General features: G+C 56.6%; 18 protein-coding genes. 5 read left to right on the top strand and 13 right to left on the bottom strand.

The window, feature by feature from the left end:
• Nucleotides 1–29 precede the first annotated feature (29 nt).
• The 8 genes from L8H52_RS22815 to orn all read right to left on the bottom strand — a co-directional run bounded on the left by L8H52_RS22815 (nt 30) and on the right by orn (nt 12,237).
• Entirely contained in the window at nt 30–1,556 is a 1,527-nt protein-coding gene (locus L8H52_RS22815) for a hypothetical protein (RefSeq protein WP_242208814.1), read from the bottom strand.
• 241 nt (nt 1,557–1,797) lie between these two features.
• Nucleotides 1,798–6,585 (bottom strand): RHS repeat-associated core domain-containing protein, encoded by a 4,788-nt coding sequence (locus L8H52_RS22810; RefSeq protein WP_242208815.1) that lies wholly within the window; start codon nt 6,583–6,585, stop codon nt 1,798–1,800.
• A 100-nt stretch (nt 6,586–6,685) separates the two neighbouring features.
• On the bottom strand, nt 6,686–7,630 hold the full coding sequence (locus tag L8H52_RS22805) for a hypothetical protein (protein WP_242208816.1): 945 nt from the start codon (nt 7,628–7,630) through the stop codon (nt 6,686–6,688).
• A gap of 47 nt (nt 7,631–7,677) precedes the next feature.
• Nucleotides 7,678–8,031: a hypothetical protein gene (locus L8H52_RS22800; RefSeq protein WP_242208817.1), complete on the bottom strand. Its 354-nt coding sequence runs from the start codon at nt 8,029–8,031 to the stop codon at nt 7,678–7,680.
• Nucleotides 8,032–8,448: 417 nt separating this feature from the next.
• On the bottom strand, nt 8,449–9,483 hold the full coding sequence (locus L8H52_RS22795; protein ID WP_242208818.1) for a hypothetical protein: 1,035 nt from the start codon (nt 9,481–9,483) through the stop codon (nt 8,449–8,451).
• A 174-nt stretch (nt 9,484–9,657) separates the two neighbouring features.
• A complete protein-coding gene (locus L8H52_RS22790; RefSeq protein WP_137217697.1) occupies nt 9,658–10,269 on the bottom strand; it encodes a trimeric intracellular cation channel family protein in 612 nt (203 codons plus the stop codon).
• A gap of 222 nt (nt 10,270–10,491) precedes the next feature.
• Nucleotides 10,492–11,352, bottom strand: coding sequence for a hypothetical protein (locus tag L8H52_RS22785; RefSeq protein ID WP_242208819.1), 861 nt, complete (start codon nt 11,350–11,352; stop codon nt 10,492–10,494).
• A gap of 342 nt (nt 11,353–11,694) precedes the next feature.
• Nucleotides 11,695–12,237 carry an oligoribonuclease gene (gene orn / locus L8H52_RS22780; RefSeq protein ID WP_242208820.1) on the bottom strand — a complete coding sequence of 181 codons (543 nt, stop codon included), beginning with the start codon at nt 12,235–12,237 and terminating at the stop codon, nt 11,695–11,697.
• Between the two features lie 107 nt (nt 12,238–12,344).
• On the opposite strand from orn, the gene rsgA reads away from it, so the two are divergent.
• Complete coding sequence (gene rsgA, locus L8H52_RS22775) at nt 12,345–13,376, top strand: small ribosomal subunit biogenesis GTPase RsgA (protein WP_038360332.1); 1,032 nt, start codon at nt 12,345–12,347, stop codon at nt 13,374–13,376.
• A 48-nt stretch (nt 13,377–13,424) separates the two neighbouring features.
• Here the strand turns inward: rsgA and L8H52_RS22770 are convergent, their stop codons facing one another.
• From L8H52_RS22770 to motA, 3 genes are all read right to left on the bottom strand, one after another.
• The gene (locus L8H52_RS22770; RefSeq protein ID WP_141127342.1) at nt 13,425–14,588 is read right to left on the bottom strand and encodes a sterol desaturase family protein; all 1,164 of its coding nucleotides are present in this window, start codon (nt 14,586–14,588) and stop codon (nt 13,425–13,427) included.
• A gap of 91 nt (nt 14,589–14,679) precedes the next feature.
• Nucleotides 14,680–15,756: a flagellar motor protein MotB gene (motB, locus tag L8H52_RS22765; protein ID WP_242208821.1), complete on the bottom strand. Its 1,077-nt coding sequence runs from the start codon at nt 15,754–15,756 to the stop codon at nt 14,680–14,682.
• Between the two features lie 3 nt (nt 15,757–15,759).
• Nucleotides 15,760–16,611 carry a flagellar motor stator protein MotA gene (gene motA / locus L8H52_RS22760; RefSeq protein ID WP_007915795.1) on the bottom strand — a complete coding sequence of 284 codons (852 nt, stop codon included), beginning with the start codon at nt 16,609–16,611 and terminating at the stop codon, nt 15,760–15,762.
• 166 nt (nt 16,612–16,777) lie between these two features.
• On the opposite strand from motA, the gene L8H52_RS22755 reads away from it, so the two are divergent.
• Genes L8H52_RS22755 through asd form a run of 3 tightly spaced genes read left to right on the top strand, consistent with a single transcriptional unit; the run spans nt 16,778 to nt 20,054 of the window.
• Entirely contained in the window at nt 16,778–18,316 is a 1,539-nt protein-coding gene (locus L8H52_RS22755) for an HDOD domain-containing protein (RefSeq protein WP_242208822.1), read from the top strand.
• Nucleotides 18,317–18,358: 42 nt separating this feature from the next.
• Complete coding sequence (gene rhdA, locus L8H52_RS22750) at nt 18,359–19,174, top strand: thiosulfate sulfurtransferase (RefSeq protein ID WP_242208823.1); 816 nt, start codon at nt 18,359–18,361, stop codon at nt 19,172–19,174.
• A gap of 19 nt (nt 19,175–19,193) precedes the next feature.
• Nucleotides 19,194–20,054, top strand: a complete 861-nt coding sequence (gene asd / locus L8H52_RS22745) for an archaetidylserine decarboxylase (protein ID WP_008079215.1) — start codon at nt 19,194–19,196, stop codon at nt 20,052–20,054.
• A gap of 67 nt (nt 20,055–20,121) precedes the next feature.
• Here the strand turns inward: asd and L8H52_RS22740 are convergent, their stop codons facing one another.
• Nucleotides 20,122–20,523 carry a lectin OAA gene (locus L8H52_RS22740; protein ID WP_242208824.1) on the bottom strand — a complete coding sequence of 134 codons (402 nt, stop codon included), beginning with the start codon at nt 20,521–20,523 and terminating at the stop codon, nt 20,122–20,124.
• 220 nt (nt 20,524–20,743) lie between these two features.
• Here L8H52_RS22740 and L8H52_RS22735 point away from each other — a divergent pair, with 220 nt between their 5' ends.
• Nucleotides 20,744–22,492: a molecular chaperone gene (locus tag L8H52_RS22735; protein ID WP_242208825.1), complete on the top strand. Its 1,749-nt coding sequence runs from the start codon at nt 20,744–20,746 to the stop codon at nt 22,490–22,492.
• A 119-nt stretch (nt 22,493–22,611) separates the two neighbouring features.
• Here the strand turns inward: L8H52_RS22735 and serB are convergent, their stop codons facing one another.
• Nucleotides 22,612–23,826, bottom strand: coding sequence for a phosphoserine phosphatase SerB (gene serB / locus L8H52_RS22730; protein ID WP_008079219.1), 1,215 nt, complete (start codon nt 23,824–23,826; stop codon nt 22,612–22,614).
• Between the last annotated feature and the right edge of the window lie 71 nt (nt 23,827–23,897).

Raw genomic sequence — 23,897 nt, 5'->3', positions numbered from 1 at the left:
CTGACCCGAGCATGTTGCCAGCCAATGAGTCAGCCCTCGTCGGAACTCTCCAGCCCACTGTCCACGCCATCGAACACTATATTCTGTTGGGGCACCCAGACATCACCATCCACTTGAATCAGGACTTTTTTGTCTAAACCGGCGGCATCCATATAGTCAGTGACTCGTTGCAGGGTATCTTCATCCAGCGGATTGTTTCGAAAGTTATAGTTGACTTCCCAAACATCGGGCACGTCGGACAATTCCAGTGGCAAGTTCTTGATTCCATTACTCCCCAAATCTGCGTAGGCGAGACTCTCGATGTCAAACAGCCCGGCTGGAACTTCGGTCAGCCCTGTATTCGAAAGATAGAGGCTGTCCAGGCGCCGCATGAAACTGATATCAGGCGCCAGGCCAAGCGGGTTGTCGCTTAAATCCAGAAGCGTCAAGTTTTCAATATGGGCGAGGCCTTCGACGGTTGCTTCGGAGAGCCGAATGTCGCAGTTGTCCAGTGTTAATGTCGCCAGTTCTCTCATTTGAAAAATTTCAACGGGAAACGTTTTCAGCGCAAAACCCGAGAGGATCAGATACCGCACGCCCGGAAAAGCTTCGAGAAAAGCGCTGCCACTCAGTGGCGAAGTGCTGGAGAGACTCAGTTCACGGACATGACTGAAGTCAGCCGATAAACGCGGCAGGCTTCCCAGCATATCCAGATCGTAATCAAGCGTTGACGGGGTGTAAGGGTTTACGGTTGTTGCCTTGCGAGACCAATTGGCTTGTAACTCCAGTGCGAAAAACTCTCTGTGGGCTCGCTGAGACTCAATCTCGGTCTTTGTCAGCGACAGCCCCGTGACGGGGTGGAGAGGCGGCACTTCTGCCACCCACGCTCCAAGGTCTTCCACCAGTGTGGAGAATTCCTTCTCCAGGCGAGCCACCGCGAGCAACGGATCGCCGCCAAATCGCTCGTTAAGCATGGTTGATCGGGCCTCCTCGGTCATGGTCGGATACAGCTCGGCCAGACGCTCGTCTATCGTGGGAATCGACCCCTGCTGAAATTCCCCCTCACCGGACAACTCCCTGGCTCGTTCCACTGCTACCTGCCCGGGCAAGTCATCGTTGTCCGCCGGACGCCAGAACTTGCCCTCGGCATCCAGCTTCATCAGCGGGCCGGAAGCATTGAGTTCTCTGGCGACCGTGGCACGGTACAGACCGCTTTCGGCATCTTTGACCACTTGCACGAAATATTCATCGGCAACGGCGACATACTGACGCTGCTTGCATAGCCGAATGCCCAACGCGTCGGCCTCACCGAGATTGTTCCAGGCACGTACCCAGTAGTCCCGGAACGCAGGTGCCGAAGCAGCCATTGCAACTCCCATGTAGGAAGTCATCGGGGTCACGCTGACCGACTGCGCTACGGCTTCAGTCGCCGACATGAGAAGAGGAGATTGCGCTACCTGATGCGGGACATTCGACGGGTGGGGCGGGCTGGTACGTAGCTGACGATGGGAACCCCCAGCGCTGGAGTCGTTATTTTTTCCGAGGGAAGGTTTGATTTTTGGTGGTTTGCCAGACATAAACTCTCATCCTTGATTTGATTGCACTGATCCAGCAGCTCTGCACAAGCAACGCCGGACATCTACACAAGTCATCCCTCTGGATAACTTGCCGATTGAAAGGAGCAGTCTATCGGGATGATTGCTGCGTGAAGATATACATAGATCTTCACGCAGCCCCGTTTTACTCAAGTGCAGAACCGAGCTAAATTCGGCAAATCACACTATTCGCGTATTTGCGTCAAATTCGTTTACAGACCTTTCAACTTCCTTTCACCGTGTGCCCAAACGCATGCGCCGTCACCGTCCGAGTATCTCTGTTCGCATAAAATATAAAACGTTGGGCAGCACTTAGCTTGATTTCGGTTTGCCCCGTCCCGTTGAAGAAAGCAGGGTCGTTAAGCTCTTTGGAATTGGCGCTGCGGAACGGGATTAGCTCTCTATATTTAGTATGAGTTCCCAACATGCTAGCCGCGTCGGTTGGCGTCTTCCCCTCGTCGACGATCTCGGTCAGGAATGTTTTGGCCTTTCCTATTTCACGTTTATCTAATTTGCTAAAACCCTTAATGACACTCAAGTCGGCTTGCCCATCCACCTTCACGCCGTCAATCTCGAAAGTCCAAGGTTCTGGAGCCGCTCGCTGAGGGGTTTTTTTGCCCCCCGGCTTGGTGAATATACCGAATTCCTTTTCAACGATTTTGACTGGTGGCTCGTCCGCAACCGTGGCGATGTAAGCACGGGCTCTACTGGTCTGTGACAAGGCCTTCTGGACCGCAAGCGCTCCCGCTGCTATCGAAGCGATTCCAAGACCAAGACTCACCCATCCAAGTATCGCTCCTGCCTGGGATTGTGAGTCGTAGGCATTTGCCACCTCACTGCCGATACCGGCAGCTCCCGATGCGACACCCAACCCCATGGCGAACAGGCCCAGTGGCGTGGCAGCCCCCATGGTCACAATACTCAATACAATCCCGATGAACCCCAATGCGATCCCGGCAATCGACTGCCAGGAAACATGGCCCGTTGGGTCAATTCTATTGATCGGGTCGCCCAGGCAGTAAGCGTACGCATTCAAACCACCCGCACGGAACGGACTCATGCTGTCGGGACTGGTGAAACGCATCAGCGTAGGGCTGTAGGCTCGGTAGCCGTTACCCAACAGATACAAGCCTGTGACCACATCGAGTTGCTCGCCATTGAAACCGGCCAGACTGAACAGACCACCGTCGACAGGACGATGCCCGTAGGGACTGTAGGTGCTGTCGACCCATTGCTCGCCATGCAAACGGGTCAACACGCTGTTCTGTTGATCAGTGCCAAAAATCCGGCTCCCCGCATCGGTCCCAAGCTGTTGATCCCCCAATATCAAGCCGTCATGGCGCACGACACTGCGCGAGTCATTGCCACGGACCTCGCTGCTGACTCTGGCGTTGTGGTAGTAGCGCTGCACATCCAGCATTCGCGGTTGCGACAACTCGACGAGCCGATCAAAGCCGTCGTAATGGTAACCACGCACCACTTCCCCTCGCGCATTGGTCACCTGCACCAAACGTCCAAAAGCGTCATATGTCAGGGCGCGTGCCTGATCATCCTTGATCATCCGACCGTCGGCGTCGTACTCCAGAACGATCGACGCCGGATAGTCGGCATGGGAGTGTGAGACGCCGATGAGCTGAGCCGGGTCAATCGTGCTGAAACTGAAGGTGGTTACATTGACCCCCTGAGGAAACGTGGTTTGTAGCGTGAGAATGTTATCCAGAGCGTCGAAGGTAAAGATCTGCTGAATAATTTCCTTTCCGTACGGATCTCGCGGTCGCTGGCTGCCGCCGCAATCGTACTGAACCAGTCGCCCGCGCACGTCGTAAGTAAATTGCTCATCGCGCAACACGGCAGCGCCACGCGTCAACACCTTGCGCGCCAGTTTGCCGGTCATGTTGTAGCTGGAGGTCAGCGTCTGAGTGGGCAGCCCATTGACTTCGAAGCTGCGGTTGGCTTCGCGCCCGATATCGTCATAAGTCAGACGCGTCTTCATTTGTCGCTTGGAGGAGGTATCGCGAGTTTCAATCGTTTGCAGCAAACCACGCTTGTCATAGGCGTAATCAGCCTGCACCGCACCTTGCTTGAACGTAGTTCTGCGCCCCCACTTGTCGTAACTGGTGTGGTGCTTTACACCCAGCACGTCCGTGTACGTCAGGGGTAGCCCGGCAAATGAGTAAGTATGGGAAACGGTACGGCGCTGTTCGCCATATCGAGTGGTTTCCGATTTCAGACGTCCGGAGGGAAAGTACTCGAAATGACTCTCGCGATCTTCTTCGATACAGCTTTTGGTTCTTCCGCTCAGGGCTTCGTAGGTGAACCGCGTTTTCAACCCATCTTTGCCCTCCGCGGTCACGGCTTTGCGCTCAGTCAACACCCCCCCCAGTTCAGGCGCATGAACGAACTCGATTTTCTGACCCGTGGCGTCGGTGGTGAACTTGGGCAGACTGCGACCAGCCTCGAAACTGGCAACCGATTTACGCCCCCCCACTGAAATCTCCGTCACACGGTTCAAAGCATCGAAACTCTGTTGCCCCAATGACAAACCGGCCACTTTGATTTCCACTGGTAACTCATCGCAGCTATGGGCGGCAAACGTGGTTTCCACGGCATGCCCGTCCGGGAGAACACTGCGAACCAGCCGGGAGAACACGTCATATTCGTAGCGGGTCTTGTTACCTGCAGGATCGGTCTGGCTCAGGGTTCGGCCCAACCCATCGTATTCAAAAACGGTTTTACCCAGGCTCTGATCCTTGAGATCGAATACCTCGATACTGTCCGGCTTGCTGAAGTCATTGATGATCGTCACGGTCTTGCCAAAACCGTGCTGCCAGGCCTTCTGCTGCCGGCCCACCGGATCAAACTCGATATGTTCGATTCGACCGTCGCCATGACGGGTTTCCCTGACATTCCCCCAGTCATCGTAAAGCGATTGGGTTTTAACCGGTCGTGCAACGCCTTCCCACCAATCCGAGTGGGTTTGCTCCACCAACCGCCCGACCTGATCATGGACAGCGGCAAAGACTGTACGCATTGGACTTCCCCCCGAATGATCCGGGTTGTCGCAGTCCTTTTCCTGAATGCCGATCACCCGCCCCAGCGCGTCATAGCTGACAACCTGCCTGCCGCCCGAGGAATCCGTCATGACCACCATCGCCGGCGCGGTAGCGCTTGCAGCGTGATAAACCCAATGGATCGATGACGCGTTGGTCGCACCCGGGGACATGGTCTTGCGCAACTGCCGGCCGATTTTGTCGTATTCATACTCGACAACCTGGCCATCTGGGTCACGCTCGGACAAGATCAGCGCATTGAGTGTCGACAGCGCTTGTTCGGTCGTCGCGCTCGTACCGTCAAAACCCTGGAAGATTTTCTTCAGCACAAGCGTATTGTCGTCAAGCACATAGGAATACTCGACTCGCGACGTCTTGCTATCACGCGAGACACTTCGTTGCTGCAATACACCATGCTTAAGCGAGTCGTGGGGTGCATTCACATAGGTCAGGCTGACGGTCGACAGCAGCACTTCACTGTCTGCCACACACTCGTACAGCTGTTCTTCGACGGGCATCACATTTGCCAATGTCGAACCTTTAACACCCGGCTGCAACGCATAGCGAAAGCGTTTAACGGTGGACGCTCCACCACCTGAAGCCGGGATCACGGTCTGCTGTTTAAGGAATCGGACAAAGCCTAGTGGGTCTGTGGGGCAGTCCGGGCTTTGGAAGGAGGGGAAGTATTCAAACAGCGTCGTCACGCCATCGATTCCGACCTGTTTACGCAGATTACCGGTGGCATCGAACTCAGTGGTCGACGCCTCGGAACGGATCTTCTTGGTTAGTCGGTTCTCGTAGCTGCGGGTCTGCGTCTTGGGCATCCGGAATTGAGCCGGCTGCTGGTCGAGTGTTTTTTTGACATCACCGTGATATTCGGTGGCAACTGTCACTACCGCATCACCACAAGTGGTGACTTCAGAAACCAACAGGTGGAACTTATCGTAGGTGCGTTTGACCTGGGTATGAACTTTCTCACCCATCATCAGACGCTCGACACTGCTGTATTGGTAAATGCTGGCCGCCCGGTAAAGCGGGTCGCCGTCATCCGAAGGATCCGCCGCCACGCCGTGCCCCAGAAAGTTCCAGTCCGAATAGGTGTAAGCCTTGACGACCCTGGGCTGCCCTTGCTTTGGATAAATATCGTGAGCAATCACGTAAGGCAGACTCTGGACACCCTGCAAGGTGGGTAACAGATGACCGATTTCCTTGTAGCGGATATTTTCCACAGCCCCCAGCGGCGAAACCACTCGCTTCAAATAACCGGTGCCATTGATGTCCTCGTACTGCAGATCCCAGCCCCTGCCGACAGGCAAGCTGATGGTGCTGACCCGATCATTCCTGAGCTTTAAGGTAAATCCGGCGCTGGCTGGCGTATCGGGATCGCGAGTCAAGGTGACGCGGCTACGCGTGCTGCCAACTTTCAACAAAGTCCTTTTGTCGTCCGCGATTTCGATGAGCATCGGCTGCTCATTGAACAACGCGTATTTCAGGCTGATGCTCACGCCGTTCGCTGCGAAGATTCGAATGGGTACGGCAATCTGTGTAGCACCGAAGACCTTTAGCTCTTCGCGCCGACCATCCTTGTAACGTACTTCGTAGTGTCCGTCGCCGTGCTTCAGCACCTTGGCGCTCTCCAGCTTCATTTCTTTAAAATGAAGCGCATTTCGTGATTCAACTGCCCGATAGGTTTCACCGGTGAATAGCGTCATGACCTTGTTACGAACGTCATAACGCGTCAGGGTCAGCGACCAACCAAGGCCATAACCTGTGTTGCGCGAATTAAGCGGATTGAAGTTCAGCACAAGATTAAACGAGGGGCCGTTCAAATCTGCGGAACGAATGGCACCCAGGGACAACGAGCAGGTATATATACCTGTTCGAGGATCAACGCCACCGCTCACAAATTCGCTAAAATTAAATGCATTCGAATGCACGGGCTCTGGAAAATGACTACTCATAAACAACTTCCTGTTATTTTAAACAATGCATCCATACAAACATCAACCGTCGACCTGAGACTCAGCAACAAGAGCAGGCCGACGAACGAAATAAAAGGAATCAGCTTATAAAGAAGCTGCGAAGAGCTGTGTTTGAATTAATACGCAAACGGTGATCAGTACCGAACTCGTCAAAAACTTTCAGCTCGAAGGTTTCGGTACGCGCAGGTTTATTTGCAGGTTCCGCACTGGCATAGACGAATATGGAAATCCGACCGGCTTCCTGAGGTAGCGTCCTAGAGCCATAGTGCGTCTTTACTGTGACTGATTCGCCATAGACCGGAGCAATGAAACCAAAGTAAGTCCTCAGGTTATTCACACCATCATTAAGATTGCCGGAGAAAAAGAATTCACCAGCGTAGTCCGGGTCATATTTCACCTGATCACTGGACCAGTCGAGCAAGTGAATAACCCGCCCCTCCGAAAAAAGCGAAAGACTGAACTGTTCAAGCCTGTCGTAACTACTTTTCTGCTCGACACTCCTGATTCCACCGAACAGGAAACTGGCAGCCGGATATCGCTTGGGAGCAACGGCGTCCAGGCTAACGCTGCTGTCGTAGCCATTTTGCCCATTGCTTCGATACCGCTTGCCGTCCAACATTAATTCTGCGGCAATCTGCAACGATCCCACTCGCTTGCTAGACACCCAGAACTCGAACACTTGAATGGTTTCGGAAGGGTCGGATATACGATTGTCGGAAGCGGGTATCAGCGGCGTAATGCTCGCTTCGCGGCCTGACATGTCATGGGCATAGCGGTTCTCTTGGCGACTGGAAATCCAGTTACCCTCGAGAGGTGTGCCGTCGTTATAGCTGATGAGTTTAAGGGTCTGCAGCGCCGGATGCCCATGCAGAGAGACTTCATTACCTTGCGCATCCGCTGCGGAGACTCGCACCAATACCCGAATTTGCATACGTCCGTTGGCATATAACGTCCGACGGCGATCAGCGGCCGAAGAATCAAACTTAACTTCAAAGTGCTGAATACTTAGATCTTTCTCAAACATATATTTAACCTGATAAAAAATAAAAAGTAGGATTAACACAGGGCCATTTACACACAACCAAAAAACCAAATAAACCAGGGATAATTGACAAATTGTAATTGCAACACTGAAGCAAACCATTCAAACAAATCGTCGCCAGACAACACGCAAAAGATAACCTGCGCAGGAATCACCAGAACACGAAATCCGATAAGCAGATTGTAAACTTTCTTAAAATCCAAAACGGAGCACATGAAGCGGCAGATAGCTACACCGGCGTGCTCTTGATTCTCACGCCGAACCTTTTGCCACCTGAAACTCTTGATGGAATAAGCGTCGAATTGCTTGGGAATCAGGGGCGCACTGCTGTCGTGGCTACTGTAAAGGGTCGTCCCATTACTGCGAATGAATTGCTGGTTCACTGTCAGGCGAACGACAATCTGGGGCTCCTCGGTACAGGAGGACGATACTCAGAAAGTGCGCAATTACGGGCGTACTTTGTAGTCACCATCCGAATGCCTGGTCCATCGTTTTTGGCAGGTTGCCTTACGCATCGGTCCCGACGAGGCTTTTGGGTAGGGGATCCAGAAATCTTTCAATGAAGACTTCGCAGCATGCTTGGCGAACTCATTGATCGCGGAAGATCTCGGCAGTCATCAATACTCATCCTTGAAGTGAGATGGCGTTGACCCCGCATAACTTCAGGGTCAGCGCCGGACATCAGTAAAAGCACTTTGGGTGCGAATACCGGGCAATTGAACATCACAGCTTATCGGTAATCACCCTATCAAAAGCATATATAACTGCATCCACAGAAATTGAATCAGTGACGATGAGACCTAGCCACGTTCGAGGTATAAATTACGCTCATGAAAATTCGTGCGAATAGCCAGTTTATTCTCGGTACCGTGCTGATCAATGGCACGAAAGTGAAGCACATTGCCGACTTTGTATTTTCCCGCATCTTTCGAATACTCGGACAGTGCTTGAACCACGGTCAGATAACCTTCACGATCATTGACGGTTACGCTATATCGCTTCTCTTGCCTTGTTATAGCATCAGCAGTAAAAGTATGCAGATTACTATTCCCGGCAAAAGGCAAGTACGTTATGAACTCAGTTCGTTCGCGACGAACAAGTGTAATCTCCATATAATTTGTTTTTGATTCATTAAGTTTGTTACCGCCCGCAAAGATATCATCAGCGCTTGGCTCTACTCCATCTACAATCCAGTCGACCAGCCTGATCTGCTGCCCCTTCGGAAACAACCCTAGATAGTAGTTCCAGATACGATTGCCGGGTTCTTCATTGCCCCGCCGCGTCTGAAACCAATCGAACAGTCCAATCGAATAGGTCTCAGGTGTTTGTGCTTCGAGCGTTACGCTGCTGTCATGAACATTGGAAAGCGTGGTCGCGTTACTGGCGATCCTCACACCGTTCAGAGACAAACGTGCACCGATCTGGGTCGTACCAGCGCTCGATGAGGATACCCAGAACGTACGTACCTGAGGATGGATGCTGTCATTTTCCAGATCATCGTCTTGAACCTCTCCTGCAGCGGCTGAGGGGGGCGCCTCGATAGTAAACCGCCCTTGCACGATATTCGCGGCCCAGCCGTCGCGCAACGTTTTGCCAGAGCTGTAATGAATCAATTCGATGCTTTCCATCACCTCTGTCGGTACGTGCACAACATCACCATCGGCATCAACCCCGGAAACCAGAACTTGCACTTTCACCTGCATCCGTCCATTAGCGTACAGCGATTTACTGCGAGTACTGTCGCTGGCATCAAACTTGATTTTGAAACTGCCAAGTCCAGCAAGAATGGCCGGACTGGCTTGCTGATTGGGTGTAGCGTCCATGCTTTCACTCATGATGTATTCCTTTGAAGAGTTATATTTAAATATTGGCACCGAAGAAATGCCAACAAAAAAACTACAGACCTTTCAAATAAACAGCAAAGCGAAAAATGTAAGAAACATACACTTGCAAGCTTCGGCGGCTCACAGGCTTTTATCCGGAAAACCACCATCTTCCAGCAACGAGGGTTAATGCTCGTCGTTATAAACAAACTTTGGCATTTCCCAATGAAAACGAATTGCCAGCAGTCGTAACAAGAATCCGCCGAACAGCGTAATCAGTATGGCTTGTTCGCCAGGGACATTCAGATAAAGACACAGCATGTAGCACCATGCTGCAGCAAACGACACGCTCGCATACAGTTCGCGTCGAAAGATCAATGGAATGTCGTTGCAGAAGATATCGCGAAGAATGCCGCCGAATACCCCGGTGATCACCCCGCTGACCGATGCCACCAGCATGCCGTGGCCCATTTCCAGAGCGGTCATGCAGCCGATCAGGGTGAACGCCACCAGACCGACTGCATCGAGGACCAGAAACAGCGAGCGCAGATGGCGCATCCAGCGCGCGGTGAACACGGTGAACATCGCCGCGACCGAGGTCAGCACCAGGTATTCCGGATGTTTGACCCACGTCAGCGGGTAGTGCCCGAGCAGTACGTCACGCACCGAACCGCCACCCAACGCCGTGACGCAGGCAATCAGCACCACGCCAAACCAGTCCATGCCGCGACGGCCGGCAGACAACGCGCCTGTCATGGCTTCAGCAGTAATGGCAATCAGATAGAGCATCAGCAACATGGTGGCGATCCCGGCAGAGAGGCGCGCAGTCTAGCCACTTCGCGCCGGTATCTAAAGAGAGACGTTAACCTCGTTCCAGCCTGAAGCTTCGTTCTTTGAAGTCTGTGCGGATAGCCAGTTTATGTTCAGTGCCAAATTGGTCGAGAGCGGTGAAGCGGAAAACTTCCGATCTGTCGACCGGCGGTTGATCGCGTGCAGCTGGAGACAGTAACTGGACAACCGTCAGTTCTCCGATGCGGTCGTTGACTCGAACCTCGTATTCCTTCTCATGATAAATATCTCTGATGGCGTCCAGCCGACGACGTCGGTAAACGGTAACGACACGTCAATACTTTGCCGGTCAGGGCGGATCATAATGCCTGCCTGGAACGCTGCATTCCATCCTTTGGTTTTATTACCGAAGGCAAAAACAACGTTCTTGTCAGAGCCCTCAGCAATCCAGTCCACCAACTTGACTTGCTGCGCATGGGGATACAGGCCGAGGTAGTATTTGTAAATACGCTGATTTCTAAACCCGCCGTCATACCAGACATCTTCCCAATGGAATTGCTCAACCGCATAGGTGACCGGCAGGATGGCCTCAATGCTGATGCTGCTGTCATGCCTGCTCGACAGAGTTGTACCGTTACTGCGGATGATTGTGTTATCAAACTTTATGGACGCAGCGATCTGGATGGTTTCAACATTTTCGCTGGAAACCCAGAATGTGCGTACGCGGTGCTGGCCCGAAGAATCTTCGTCTCCATCATCCTCATCTTCCATAACCGTGGCGGTGTGCGCTACTGCCAAGGTGAAACGGCCCTGCTCGGTGCTGGCTCGCCAGCCATTGCGCAAGGTTTTGCCGCTGTCATAGTGAACAAGACGAATACTCTCCATGACCTCGTCGGAAACAGCAACGACGTTACCATCGCGATCCACACCCGCCACTACAACCTGGACCTTAACCTGCATGCGCCCATTGGCGTATAGCACTTTGCTCCGACTGGATGCACCCGCGTCAAACTTGACGGCAAAACTACCAATGCTTTCTGCCGCAACTGACTCAACAGATTGCCCCTGTGATGCACTCAACGTTTCACTCATGAACTTCTTCCTTGATAGACATCAAATCGAACACTCCGAGTGTTCGAAAATACAGAGCGCCAGTAATAACATGCGCTGGGGGAAATCCTTTTCTCAGAAGTGTAAGAAAAAACAAAAAGCTGATTACAACAGCAATTCAAGCGGGGACACTTAATTGAAACTCGTCAAAGCCATTACTTTGTTCACCCGCAGGATAACAGCACAACATTCAACATCAGAATATTGCAACAATAATTTCGGGATTAAATTCACTTCGAAAGATTAGCGGGATGTCATAGCAACAGATGCGACCGCCACATTCCAATACAGGAGCAACCTGTGGCCGCTCCTGCACACACCACATCAAAACTTGATGAAATGCTTGCGGTAGTGCTGCAACTCGGCGATCGACTCGCGGATGTCGTCCAGCGCCAGGTGCGTACTGCCCTTCTTGAAGCTGTCGCGCACGTCCGGCGCCCAGCGCGCGGCCAGCTCTTTGAGCGTGGAGACGTCGAGGTTGCGGTAGTGGAAATAGCTTTCCAGCGCTCTCATGTGGGTATAAAGAAAGCGACGATCCTGGCAGATGCTGTTGCCGCAGATCGGCGATTTGCCCTTCGGCACCCACTTTTCCAGGAAGGCGATGGTTTCGGCTTCTGCCTCGGCCATGCTGATGCGGCTGTCGCGCACACGCTGGGTCAGGCCGGAGTTACCGTGGGTGCGGGTGTTCCACTCATCCATGCGCGCAAGCACTTCGTCGCTGTGGTGGATAGCGATCACCGGGCCTTCGGCCAGCGTATTGAGATCGCTGTCGGTGACGATGGTGGCCATCTCGATGATGACGTCGTTTTCCGGATCCAGACCGGTCATTTCCAGGTCGATCCAGATCAGGTTCTGCGGGTTTGGCATATTTCGGCTCCTAGGCAATGCTGCGCAGTTTAGCCTAGGGCGGTGCCCGGGCGTGCTAAACTCGCGGCCGTTTTACCTAATCGCTGCATTCTTCAGACGGAACACCCATGGCCAAACGCCAACTCAATCGTCGTCAAAACTGGCGCATCGAAAAGATTCAAGGCGAACGCGCTGCACGCGCCGCCAAACGCGAGTCCTCGGCTGTCGAAGCGCTCGAGGGTGGCGACCTGGGCCCGGAACAGACCGGCCTGGTGATCGCCCACTTCGGTGTGCAGGTCGAGGTCGAAGCTGTTGACGGTGATCAGGCCGGCCAGGTGTTCCGCTGCCACTTGCGCGCGAACCTGCCAGCACTGGTGACCGGCGACACCGTCGTCTGGCGTGCCGGCAACCAGGGCATCGGGGTGATTGTCGCGCAACTGCCGCGTACCACCGAACTGTGCCGTCCGGACAGCCGTGGCCAGCTCAAACCGGTAGCGGCCAACGTCGACATGATCGTCATTGTCTTCGCGCCACTGCCCGAGCCGCATGCCAACCTGATCGACCGCTATCTGGTCGCGGCCGAACACGCCGGCATCCGCCCATTGCTGCTGCTGAACAAATTCGACCTGATCGACGAACAGAACGCCCCGGCGCTCAACGCATTGCTGGCGGTGTATCGCACGCTGGGCTATCCGGTGCTGGAAGTGTCGGCGCACCACGGCAACGGCATGGAACAGTTGCAACAGCAACTCGATGGCCGCATCAGTGTGTTCGTCGGTCAGTCCGGTGTCGGCAAGTCATCGCTGGTCAACAGCCTCCTGCCTGAAGTTGAAACCCGTGTCGGGCCGTTGTCCGAATTGTCCGGTCAGGGCACACACACAACGACTACCGCGCGACTGTTCCACTTCCCTGGCGGCGGTGAACTGATCGACTCCCCGGGTATTCGTGAATTCGGCCTGGGCCACGTCAGCCGCGCCGATGTCGAAGCCGGTTTCATCGAATTCGATGACTTGCTCGGCACTTGCCGCTTCCGCGACTGCAAGCATGATCGCGAACCGGGTTGCGCCTTGCTCAAGGCACTCGAGGACGGACGCATCCAGCAGCAACGGATGAACAGCTACCGCTCGATCATCGCCAGTTTGCCGGAGAACGGCTACTGAGTAGCCAGACACAAAAAAGCCGCGATCATCTCGCGGCTTTTTTTTGCCTCAAACGCTGGCAGGCGGTTTTGGCACGACCACTTTCGGCTCAGGTTTCTGAAACGCATACAGATGCTGGCGCACAATCCCGCCCGGCAACTCCTTGCCGAACACGCCGTAACGTACCGGCCATTCTTTGGGCGGCAATTTGAAGGTGCCGAACAACATGTCCACCAGTGGCGTGTGGATCGCGTAGTTCTTGTAGATGTAATCCTTGTGCCGGGCGTGGTGCCAATGGTGGTAGCGCGGCAGCACGATCAGGTAGTTCAGCCAGCCACCATTGATCCGCACGTTGGCGTGCGCCAGTACTGCCTGTACGCCGACCAGAATCACGTAGGCGTTGAGTGCCTGAGGCGCGAAGCCCAACAACATCAGAGGCACCAGCACGCCAGTGCGGGTCAGCAGGATTTCGATGAAGTGCACGCGCGAACCCGCGAGCCAGTCCATGTGCGTGCTGGAGTGATGCACTGCGTGGATGCGCCACAGCCACGGCACCACATGGTAGAGCCGGTGCAGCCAGTATTGGCCGAGATCGGCGACCAGTATCGCCAACAAAAACTGCACCACCAGCGGCAGACTCTGCACACTTGCCTGCAAGCTCGGCGACATCGCCCAACCGGCAATGTAACTCGACGAGGCGGTGATGAAGATCAGGATGAATTGCACCAGCATGTGGCTGACGAAGAAATAGGTCAGGTCGGTGCGCCAGTGCGGGCGCAGGATGTTTTGCTCAGGGTCCTTGGAGTAGAGCTTCTCCAGAGGAATGAACACGATGGCCGATACCAGCAACGCCAGCACAAACCAGTCTAGGCCTAGCGAGTAGGGAGTCTGTCCGATCGAACTGACCTGGACATTGGTGCCACCGAGGAACACTGCTAACCCCGATGCAACCAGACCGGTAATTCCCAGGCGTTTACGTTTGTTGAGCAGGATATTCAGGGTGCCGAGGCTAAACGACAGCACCAGACCGAGCAACAGCGTGGTCCGCGCGAACTGCTCGTCATAGACCTTGCGCAGTTCGGCCGTGGTCAGCCACTCGGGAAACAGGAAGCAGAACACTGCCAGCAGGCTCAACAGCCCGAGGGTGGCGGAAATATAGCCACTGACCCGCCCCTCGCCAAATTTAAAGGGTGCGTTGCCATGCCGTTGAAAATAGGCTTTGAGTCTTTCCATTAACTGATCTTCCGTGATTGCGAAAACTGCGACTGGTCATTGCGACGCAGGCAGATACAAAAAAGCCACGGTGACCGTGGCTTTTTGTGGATCACTGCTTCGGCGCGGGGGCCGGGGCAGTGGCCGTCGGAGCAGCGGAGGCAGGCGCCGCACTCCCCGGTTCAGCCGGTTTCGGCGCCGCGTCGTCGAACAGGTTCAACCGTTCGCGCAACTCGTGTGCCGGCACTGGCTGCTGATCCGCCGGCAGCGCATTCGGGTCAACCGGCGTCGCCGGAGCGGCGCCATTCTGACCTGGATCCGCCGGTTTCGCCGGATCCGCGCCTTGCGAACCTTCAATCGCCGCTTGGGCTTTCTTGGTCAGCACCACAATGTCGATGCGGCGGTTGACCGGGTTGAACGGGTTTTCCTTGTCGAACAGCGCCGACGAGGCATAACCGACGACCCGCGCCACTTGCGCATCCGGATAGCTACCGGCGACCAAGGCACGACGGGCAGCGTTGGCACGGTTGGCCGACAGTTCCCAGTTACCGAAATCGCCGGTGCCGGTGTATGGCTTGGCGTCGGTATGGCCGCTGATGCTGATCTTGTTCGGCACCGCTTTGATGGTGTCGGCCATGGCCAGCAGGATATCTTCGAAGTACGGTTTCAGGCGTGCAGAACCGGAGTCGAACATCGGCCGGTTCTCGGCGTCCATGATCTGGATGCGCAAGCCGTTCGGCGTGATTTCGAAGAGAATCTGATCCTTGAATTTCTGCAGTTGCGGGTTCTCGTCGACCTTGTTTTGCAGTTCTTGCAGGAGCAGTTCCAGACGCTCTTTCTCGACCTGTTCGGCCATGCCTTCAACCTGCTCGGTGTCGACCGTAACCTTGTCGGGCTGCGGTTGCGATTTCACTTCGGGGTTGAGGGTATTTTCCGGGGCCAGGGTCGGCGTACCACCGAGGTCAATGATGTACGGCGTGCCGCTTTCGGAAAAGCCGACCGGGTCTTTGAAGTAACCGGCGATGGCGATCTTCTGCTCAGGCGTGGCGGTGGACAGCAGCCACAGCACCAGGAAGAACGCCATCATCGCCGTGGCGAAGTCAGCGAAGGCGATTTTCCACGCCCCGCCGTGATGCCCGCCGGCTATGCGCTTGACGCGCTTGATGATAATCGGCTGATTATTTTCCATGACTTAGCGACCGCGAACGGCTTGTTCCAGCTCGGCAAAGCTTGGACGGTGGGCCGGGTACAGAACCTTGCGACCGAACTCGACCGCCAGCGATGGCGGCATGCCGGAAGCCGAAGCGACCAGCGAGGCCTTGATGGCTTCGTAGACGTTCAGTTCTTCCTTGGCATCGTGGGCCAGGGAATGCGCCAACGGGCCGAAGAAACCGTACGCCGCGAGAATACCGAAGAAGGTACCGACCAGTGCCGCACCAACGTGCAGACCGATCGACTTCTGGTCGCCTTCACCCAGCGATGCCATGGTCACTACGATACCGAGTACCGCCGCGACGATACCGAAACCGGGCATGGCGTCGGCGATGCCGTTCACGGCATGCGATGGGTGCTCAAGGTCTTCCTTCAGGCTGTACAGCTCCATGTCGAACAAGCCTTCCAGCTCGTGCGGGGCCATGTTGCCGGACGACATGATGCGCAGGTAATCGCAGATGAACGCGGTCATGCGTTCGTCTTTGAGCACCGCCGGATACTTGGCGAAGATCGGGCTCGCGGCGGCATCTTCGATGTCGCCCTCGATGGCCATCATGCCTTCGCGACGGCTCTTGTTGAGGATCTCGTAAATCAGCCCGAGCACTTCCAGATAGAACGTGTGGCTGAAGCGCGAACTGAACATGCTCAGGGATTTCTTGAGCACGTGCATGGTCATGTAGCCAGGGTTGGCCTGCAGGAAAGCACCCAGTGCAGCACCACCGATGATCAACACCTCGAAAGGCTGGATCAGGGCGGCAATCTTGCCGTGGGAGAGCACGTATCCGCCGAGCACGCTCGCGAATACGACGATGATGCCGATAATTTTAGCCATAGGTAGAAAGTACTTATTTAAGTCGGGTTCAAGGTCATATTCGGAAGTTAAAAAATCTCTTCTTCTACTTATCGGCAAAACTGCGCCAGACTATAGCCAGTTCAGGCGAAAAGCCAATTTAGCCCATGCCGGGCGCGTCTACAGTCAGTGAAGATCCCGTCCAGACATGGCTAATGAAACGAACGTCCCACACGCAAAACCGACCACGATCGAGGGCTGGGTCAAGTTGCTCGATGGCGTGCGACTGCCCGTGCCACAAGAGGCTCACGACAAAGTCTGCCGGGCGATCCGTGACAATCGCAGCTCGCTGCGCGACATCGCCGACCTGATGCAGGACAGCCCGGCGCTGGCCTTGAGCATCATCCGTGAGGCGAATCGTCACACCCACGGCACCATGGCCACGCCAGCGGAAAATCTTGAAGTGGCGATCAATCGCCTCGGCCTCGCCCGCACCGAAGAGTTGCTGGCGCGGCTGCCCGCCGAACCGCAGATGCAGATCCCCAAGGCCCTGCGCCAGTTGCAAATGATCAGCCAGCACGCGACACAACAGGCCAACGGTTTTTTTGCCAGTCGCCTGGCGCGGCTATGGCAGGACATTCATTGGGGCAGCCTGCTGTTTCTGTCGCCGCTGTGGCCGTTGGCGCTGACGTATCCGCAATTGCTCGAAGAATGGGAACTGCGGGTTATCCACAAGGGCGAATCGGCGCGCGTGGTCGAGAAGCAATTGTTCGGCGTACGCCTGCTGAAAATCGCTGAAGCGTTGGTGCAGGCCTGGCATCTGCCGATCTGGGTGCAGCAGGGTTATAAACTGCTGCTGAGCGAGCAACGCGAACTGGTGAAAGTGCTGCGTATTGCCCGCGACAGCGAACATCCGCTGCGTCAGCAAAACCGTCTCGACGATGACCCGACCCTGCGCCGCTGGCTCAATCAACCGGCCAATACCGTGTTGCTGGCCAATGGTCTGGCGCTGTCGGCGCAACAGGCCTGGGACAGTCCGCACAGCGAACGCTGGCAGTACCTGACCAGCCTTTATCTGCAAATTTCTATGGACGAAGTGCAACAACAGTTGCACCAGCAAGCCGCGAACAGCGCGCGTCATCACGCGATGCCGGACTTGTGGCACCCGGCGGTTTCGCTGCTGTGGCCGTGGGGCACCCATCGTTTGCCGGCCGGCATGCTGCCCGCCGCCGCGCCAAGTGCAGAAGACTTGACCCAGTGGCGCAAGCAGTGCGCCGAGCTGTTGGCAGAGCCGAGCCGCTTCACCAATGCGATGAGCCTGACCGTCGCCGCCCGCGACGCATTGGCCGCCAGTGGCATGCGCCGGGTGCTGATCCTGATGGCCGACCGCAGCCAATCCAGCCTGCGCGTGCAGCAAACGTATGGTTTGCCAAAAGAAGCCGCTGCGCTGACGTTCGTCGTCAGCCAAAGCAGCGTGCTGCAACGCTTGCTCGCGCAACAGGCACAAGTGCGCATCAATCCGGACAACAACGCCCAGTTCTCCGCCCTGCTGCCGCCAGGCCTGCGCACGCTGTTCCGTGGCGAGCACTTGTTCCTGCGTTCACTGGTCAATAACGGCCGGGTGATCATGATCGTCGTCGCCGATCAGGGCGGCGGGCCGTTCGCTGACATCACCGTGCAAGCCTTTGGCAAAACCGCGCAGTGCATCGAAAAGGCCCTGCACAGCTTTAGCAGCCGTGCCCGATGAGGCTGCGCTACAATCCCCCCCTTTGTGCTCTGGAGACCTCACATGTCTGACTTCTCTGGCTTGCCGCTCGTCATCGAACCGAGCGACCTGCTGCCTCGGCTTGAGTCTGAAGAGCTGATTCTGGTGGATCTGACCAGTGCCGCGCGCTATACCGAAGGTCATCTGCCCGGTGCACGCTTTGTCGACCCGAAACGCACTCAGCTCGGCCAACCGCCGGCGCCGGGGCTGCTGCCGGCCAAAGCCGATCTGGAAGCCTTGTTCGGTGAACTGGGCCATCGCAAAGACGCGGTCTACGTTGTTTACGATGATGAGGGCGGCGGCTGGGCCGGGCGTTTTATCTGGCTGCTCGACGTGATCGGTCACGACAAGTACCACTATATAGACGGTGGTCTGCCGGCGTGGCTGGCGAATGGCATGCCGATGTCGATCCAGGTTCCGCCGATTGTCGGTGGGCCGCTGGCATTGACCCTGGACGAAGCGCCGACTGCCACGCGCGAATACCTGCAAAGCCGTCTCGGCGCTGCCGATCTGGCGATCTGGGATGCGCGCGGGCCGCTGGAGTATTCCGGCGAGAAAGTGCTGGCGGCCAAGGCCGGGCACATTCCCGGCGCGGTCAATTTCGAATGGACAGCGGGCATGGACAAGGCGCGTCAGCTGCGCATCCGCACGGACATGCCGCAGATCCTCAAAGATCTCGGGATCACCAAGGACAAAGAAATCATTACCCACTGCCAGACCCATCATCGGTCGGGTTTCACTTATCTGGTGGCCAAGTCCCTCGGTTATCCGCGGGTCAAAGGCTACGCCGGTTCCTGGGGCGAATGGGGCAACCACCCTGACACGCCAGTCGAGATTTAAGGTTTTTTAAGGACAACCAATGAAAGAGCGTCTGTTTATCCTCAGCCAGTACCTGCTGCCTCATCACCTGCTGTCGCGCCTGGCTGGCTGCGTTGCCGAGTGCCGTGTGCGCTGGTTCAAGAATGCCTTCACCCAGTGGTTCGCCAAGCGCTATCAGGTGGACATGTCGCAAGCGCTGGTCGAAGACCTGACCGCTTACGAGCACTTCAACGCCTTCTTCACCCGTGCCCTGAAAGACGGCGCGCGTCCACTGGACGAAACCCCGGGCGCGATCCTCAGCCCGGCCGACGGTGCGGTCAGCCAGCTCGGCCCGATCGAACACGGTCGCGTGTTCCAGGCCAAGGGTCACAGCTTCAGCGTGCTGGAACTGCTCGGTGGCGATGCCGCCAACGCGGCACCGTTCATGGGCGGCGACTTCGCTACCATCTACCTGTCGCCGAAGGACTACCACCGCGTGCACATGCCGCTGGCCGGCACCCTGCGCGAGATGGTCTACATCCCGGGCCGGATCTTCTCGGTCAACCAGACCACTGCGGAAAACGTGCCGGAGCTGTTCGCGCGCAACGAGCGCGTAGCGTGCATCTTCGACACCGAGCGCGGCCCGATGGCCGTGGTGCTGGTCGGCGCGATGATCGTCGCGTCGATCGAAACCGTGTGGGCCGGTCTGGTCACTCCACCGAAGCGCGAACTGAAAACCTTCCGCTACGACGAAGCAGCGCGTGCGCCGATCCATCTGGAAAAAGGTGCCGAACTGGGTCGCTTCAAGCTGGGTTCGACCGCGATCGTGCTGTTCGGGCCAGATCAAGTGAAGTGGGCTGAAGAACTGGTCGCGGGTTCGCCAGTGCAGATGGGCCAAGGCCTGGCCCTGCCAAAAGCCTGAATGCTGTGAGCCACTGATCCGCCCCTTCGCACGTCTGCGAAAGGGCGGATACGACTCGGTGGTGCCGTTACTCTATCTGCCCACGGAAGCCGATCGGGCCTTCGTTGACATAGGTATTGGTGCCACTGAGGTTTTTCCCGCCATCACTGGACGTGACGCTCAACGCGATAACGTTCTGATTGTCCCGGCCGCCAATCACCCACTTGCCGCCCGGATGCCATGGGGCATCATTGCCGCCCCACTGATTCTCGACGTTGTACTGGTTCTGACCAGTGCGTTGAGCCTTGAAGCCAATGGGACCCTCGCCGGCGTACGTCATGGTGCCGGTGAATGTTTTGCCGTCGTCGCCTGACTTGATGTCGATAGCGACGACATTCTGGTTGTCCCGCCCGCCCAGCACCCAGGTTCCACCCGGATGCCAAGGCGCCGAACTACCGCCCCATTGATTTGCCACTGCATATTTAGACATGAACCTCATCTCCTTGAAGTTACCAAGAGACCTGCCCGACATAGGCGGCAGGCCGTACGACCGTGCGTATCCGATCGCACGACTGAGAGCCTAGTAGCGCCTGCAACATGGCAACGAGCCAGCAGACAAACGGTAAAAAAGCTCACAGAAACCAGCGAAACAGACCACAGCTGCTAGAGTTTCGGGCATTGCCCAATTCGCCGCCGGAGCTTGCCACGGCATGAGTGAGCCTCGATTTCAGCTACACCTGAACGCCCCTGTTCCTGCACAACTGCGCCTGTCGTTTTGCGACCCCACCCCGCGCGACCTCAAACGCTGGATTGCCGGGCTGCCCAAGGCCAATATCGGCGAAACGGCGCGCCAGCTCTACCAAGGCCTGGGCGAACTCAACCATTTGCTGACGCCCAGCGACAATCGCCTGCAACTGCTGGAACTGCTGCGCCCCGAGGTTTACTTCGTCTGCCAGCATCTGGAGCGGCACTTTTTGCATCAGGCAATCATGCTCGACATACGCTCGCGCAAGGTCAGCAACCTCTGCCAGGCACTGCAAAGTCATCTGGCGACGGGCTACAAACAGATCATCCTGCGCATCGCGCCCAAGTACAGCAAGGATCGCGCGACGCTGGTCAGCACGGCCCTGCAACGGGCGGCTCATGCGCTGAAAGGACAAATGGTGCGCGCAACGCAACTGTACAGCCAGGCGCCGGAACATCTGTGGTTCGAGCTGCATCAGCTGTATCGCTGCGCCTGTGAATTACAACTGCAACAGCGGCGCGTGCCGGATGGTCTGGCCAGTCTCACCGCAGAGCTGAGCCTCGAACAGACCTACATCGCCGCCATGCTGATGGGGAGCGCACGCTGCAATCAGTTGCGCCAGAACCAGATCGCCCGGCTCGCCGAAGTGCTCGAACCGTGGAGCGCCCTGCTCAAACTGCATCCCGCTCGCCCGGACGATGGTCTGTTTGCGGTCAGCGCACAAATCGACGCTGGGCCGCGTTATCGCGATATGTTTCGCAGCGAGCAGCAGGCCGGATTGCTTGGCTTCGATCCACAACCGCTGGTGAATGCCATCGAAGCGCATTTGCTGCACCAGGGCACGTCGACATCCTTGCCGATCCCGACCGGGCTCAGCTTCGACACCTTGCAACACTTGCATGCCGCGTGGGGCCAGGCCGCCAAACGCAGTTTTCAGCGCACCGTGGGCCAGGGCAGTCTGACCGTGTGCGTAGGCATGAGCGCCCTGCACTTCTACCTCGGCGGCGAGCGCAGCTTCAGCGACATGCTCAAACATCCCGGCGCCCGCGCAGCGAATTTCAGCAACGTCGCGGCCAACGGTGAAAAGGATAGCTGGAGCCAGGCTTTCGACGCGGCACCGCAAAACAATGAACAGTTTTTGCCCTACGAAGAAATCCAGTACGAGCACCTCGTCGAAGACGAAAGCAGCGCCGAAGCAGCGCCGCACTATCCGACCTACGCCCTGCCGGTGATCAATCACAGCCCCGGCGGTTATTGCCTGGCGTGGCCAAACGAAGTCCCTGCCGAATTGCAGGCCGGCGAAATGCTCGGAATTCAGGATAGTGTCAGTCTGGGCTGGAGCATTGCGGTGATCCGCTGGATTCGTCAGGTGCGCGACGGCACGCAAATGGGCATTGAACTGGTGGCGCCACATGCGCAGCCTTGCGGCTTGCAACTGGTGCGTTCGCGGGACGACCACAGCCAATATCTGCGTGGATTGTTGCTGCCGGAGATCAGCGCGATCGATGTCCCGGCAACCTTGCTGGCGCCGCGCCTGCCGTTTCAGGAAGGCAGCAAGGTGCTGATCAACACCCAGGGCGAAGAGCACCGCGCCGGGCTCGATCGACGGGTGGCGAGTACGCACAGTTTCAATCAGTTTGCTTATCGCTCGCTGGAGGCCGCGCAGAATGGCGGTAGCGAGGAGGATTTTGATTCGTTGTGGAAATCGCTTTAAGTGCCCGCCGATGGATCGGCGGCGCTACCTTCGCGAGCAGGCTCGCTCCCACGTTGGAATGCATTTCAACGGTGGGAACGAGCCTGCTCGCGAAGAGGCCAGGTCAGGCGATAGAAATTTCAGAGCTGTCCGTCACGATCGCGGAAGCCCAGCAGATACAACACGCCATCCAGCCCCAACGTCGAGATCGCCTGCTTCGCCGACTGCTTGACCAGTGGCTTGGCACGGAACGCCACGCCCAGCCCGGCAATTGCCAGCATCGGCAGGTCATTCGCGCCGTCGCCGACCGCAATGGTCTGCTCCAGACGCAACCCTTCCTTGTGCGCCAGCTCTTTCAGCAGATCAGCCTTGCGCTGCGCATCGACAATCGGCTCGATCGCCACGCCGGTGCACTTGCCATCAACCACTTCCAGCTCGTTGGCAAACACGTAGTCGATGCCGAGTTTAGCCTGCAATTGCTTGGCGAAATAGGTGAAGCCGCCGGACAGGATCGCGGTTTTGTAGCCCAGACGCTTGAGCTCGGCGAACAGCGTTTCGGCGCCTTCGGTCAGACGCAGCGAGGCGCCGATCGAATCCAGCACGCTGACGTCCAGGCCTTTGAGCAAGGCCAGACGTTCTTTGAAGCTGGCGCGGAAGTCCAGTTCGCCGGCCATCGCCCGCTCAGTGATTTCAGACACCTGCTCGCCAACGCCGGCAGCCTTGGCCAGTTCGTCGATGACTTCGGCTTCGATCAGCGTTGAGTCCATGTCGAACACCGCCAGGCGACGGTTGCGACGGAACAGCGAATCTTCCTGGAAGGCGATGTCGACGTTCAGTTCCTGGGCAACGCTGAGGAATTCGGCACGCAGCGCCTGCGGATCGGCCGCTTCACCACGCACGGAAAACTCGATGCAGCCCTTGCCTTTGTCAGCCGGCGTATCCAGCGGCATGCGACCCGACAGGCGGTCGATGTGATCGATGTTCAAGCCGTATTTGGCAGTAATCGAACTGACCGCCTGCAATTGGCCGGCGGTCACTTTGCGGGTCAGCAGGGTAACGATGTGGCGCTTCTTGCCCTGATTGCCCACCCATTGCTGGTAATCCTCTTCGGACACCGGAGTGAAGCGCACCTGCTGGTCGAGCTCGTAGCCCTTGAACAGGATGTCCTTGAGCACGGATTTACCCTGCTCCGAATCGGGAATTTCAACCAGGATGCCGAACGACAGGGTGTCGTGGATCACCGCCTGACCGATGTCGAGAATGTTCACACCACCTTGTGCCAGAACACCGGTAATGGCTGCCGTCAGACCCGGACGGTCGACTCCCGTGATGTTAATCAGGACGATTTCGCGCAACGCGCACCCCCGCAACTGGAAAAAAACCGCATTCTACCCACTTTCAGTGACCATCGGGCACCGCGAGCGCT

Source organism: Pseudomonas sp. CROZ-RG-20F-R04-15 (assembly GCF_022662375.1).
Classification (GTDB): Bacteria; Pseudomonadota; Gammaproteobacteria; order Pseudomonadales; family Pseudomonadaceae; genus Aquipseudomonas.
Note: the sequence above shows the minus strand (reverse complement) of the source record. Positions and strands in the feature narration are given on the sequence as shown.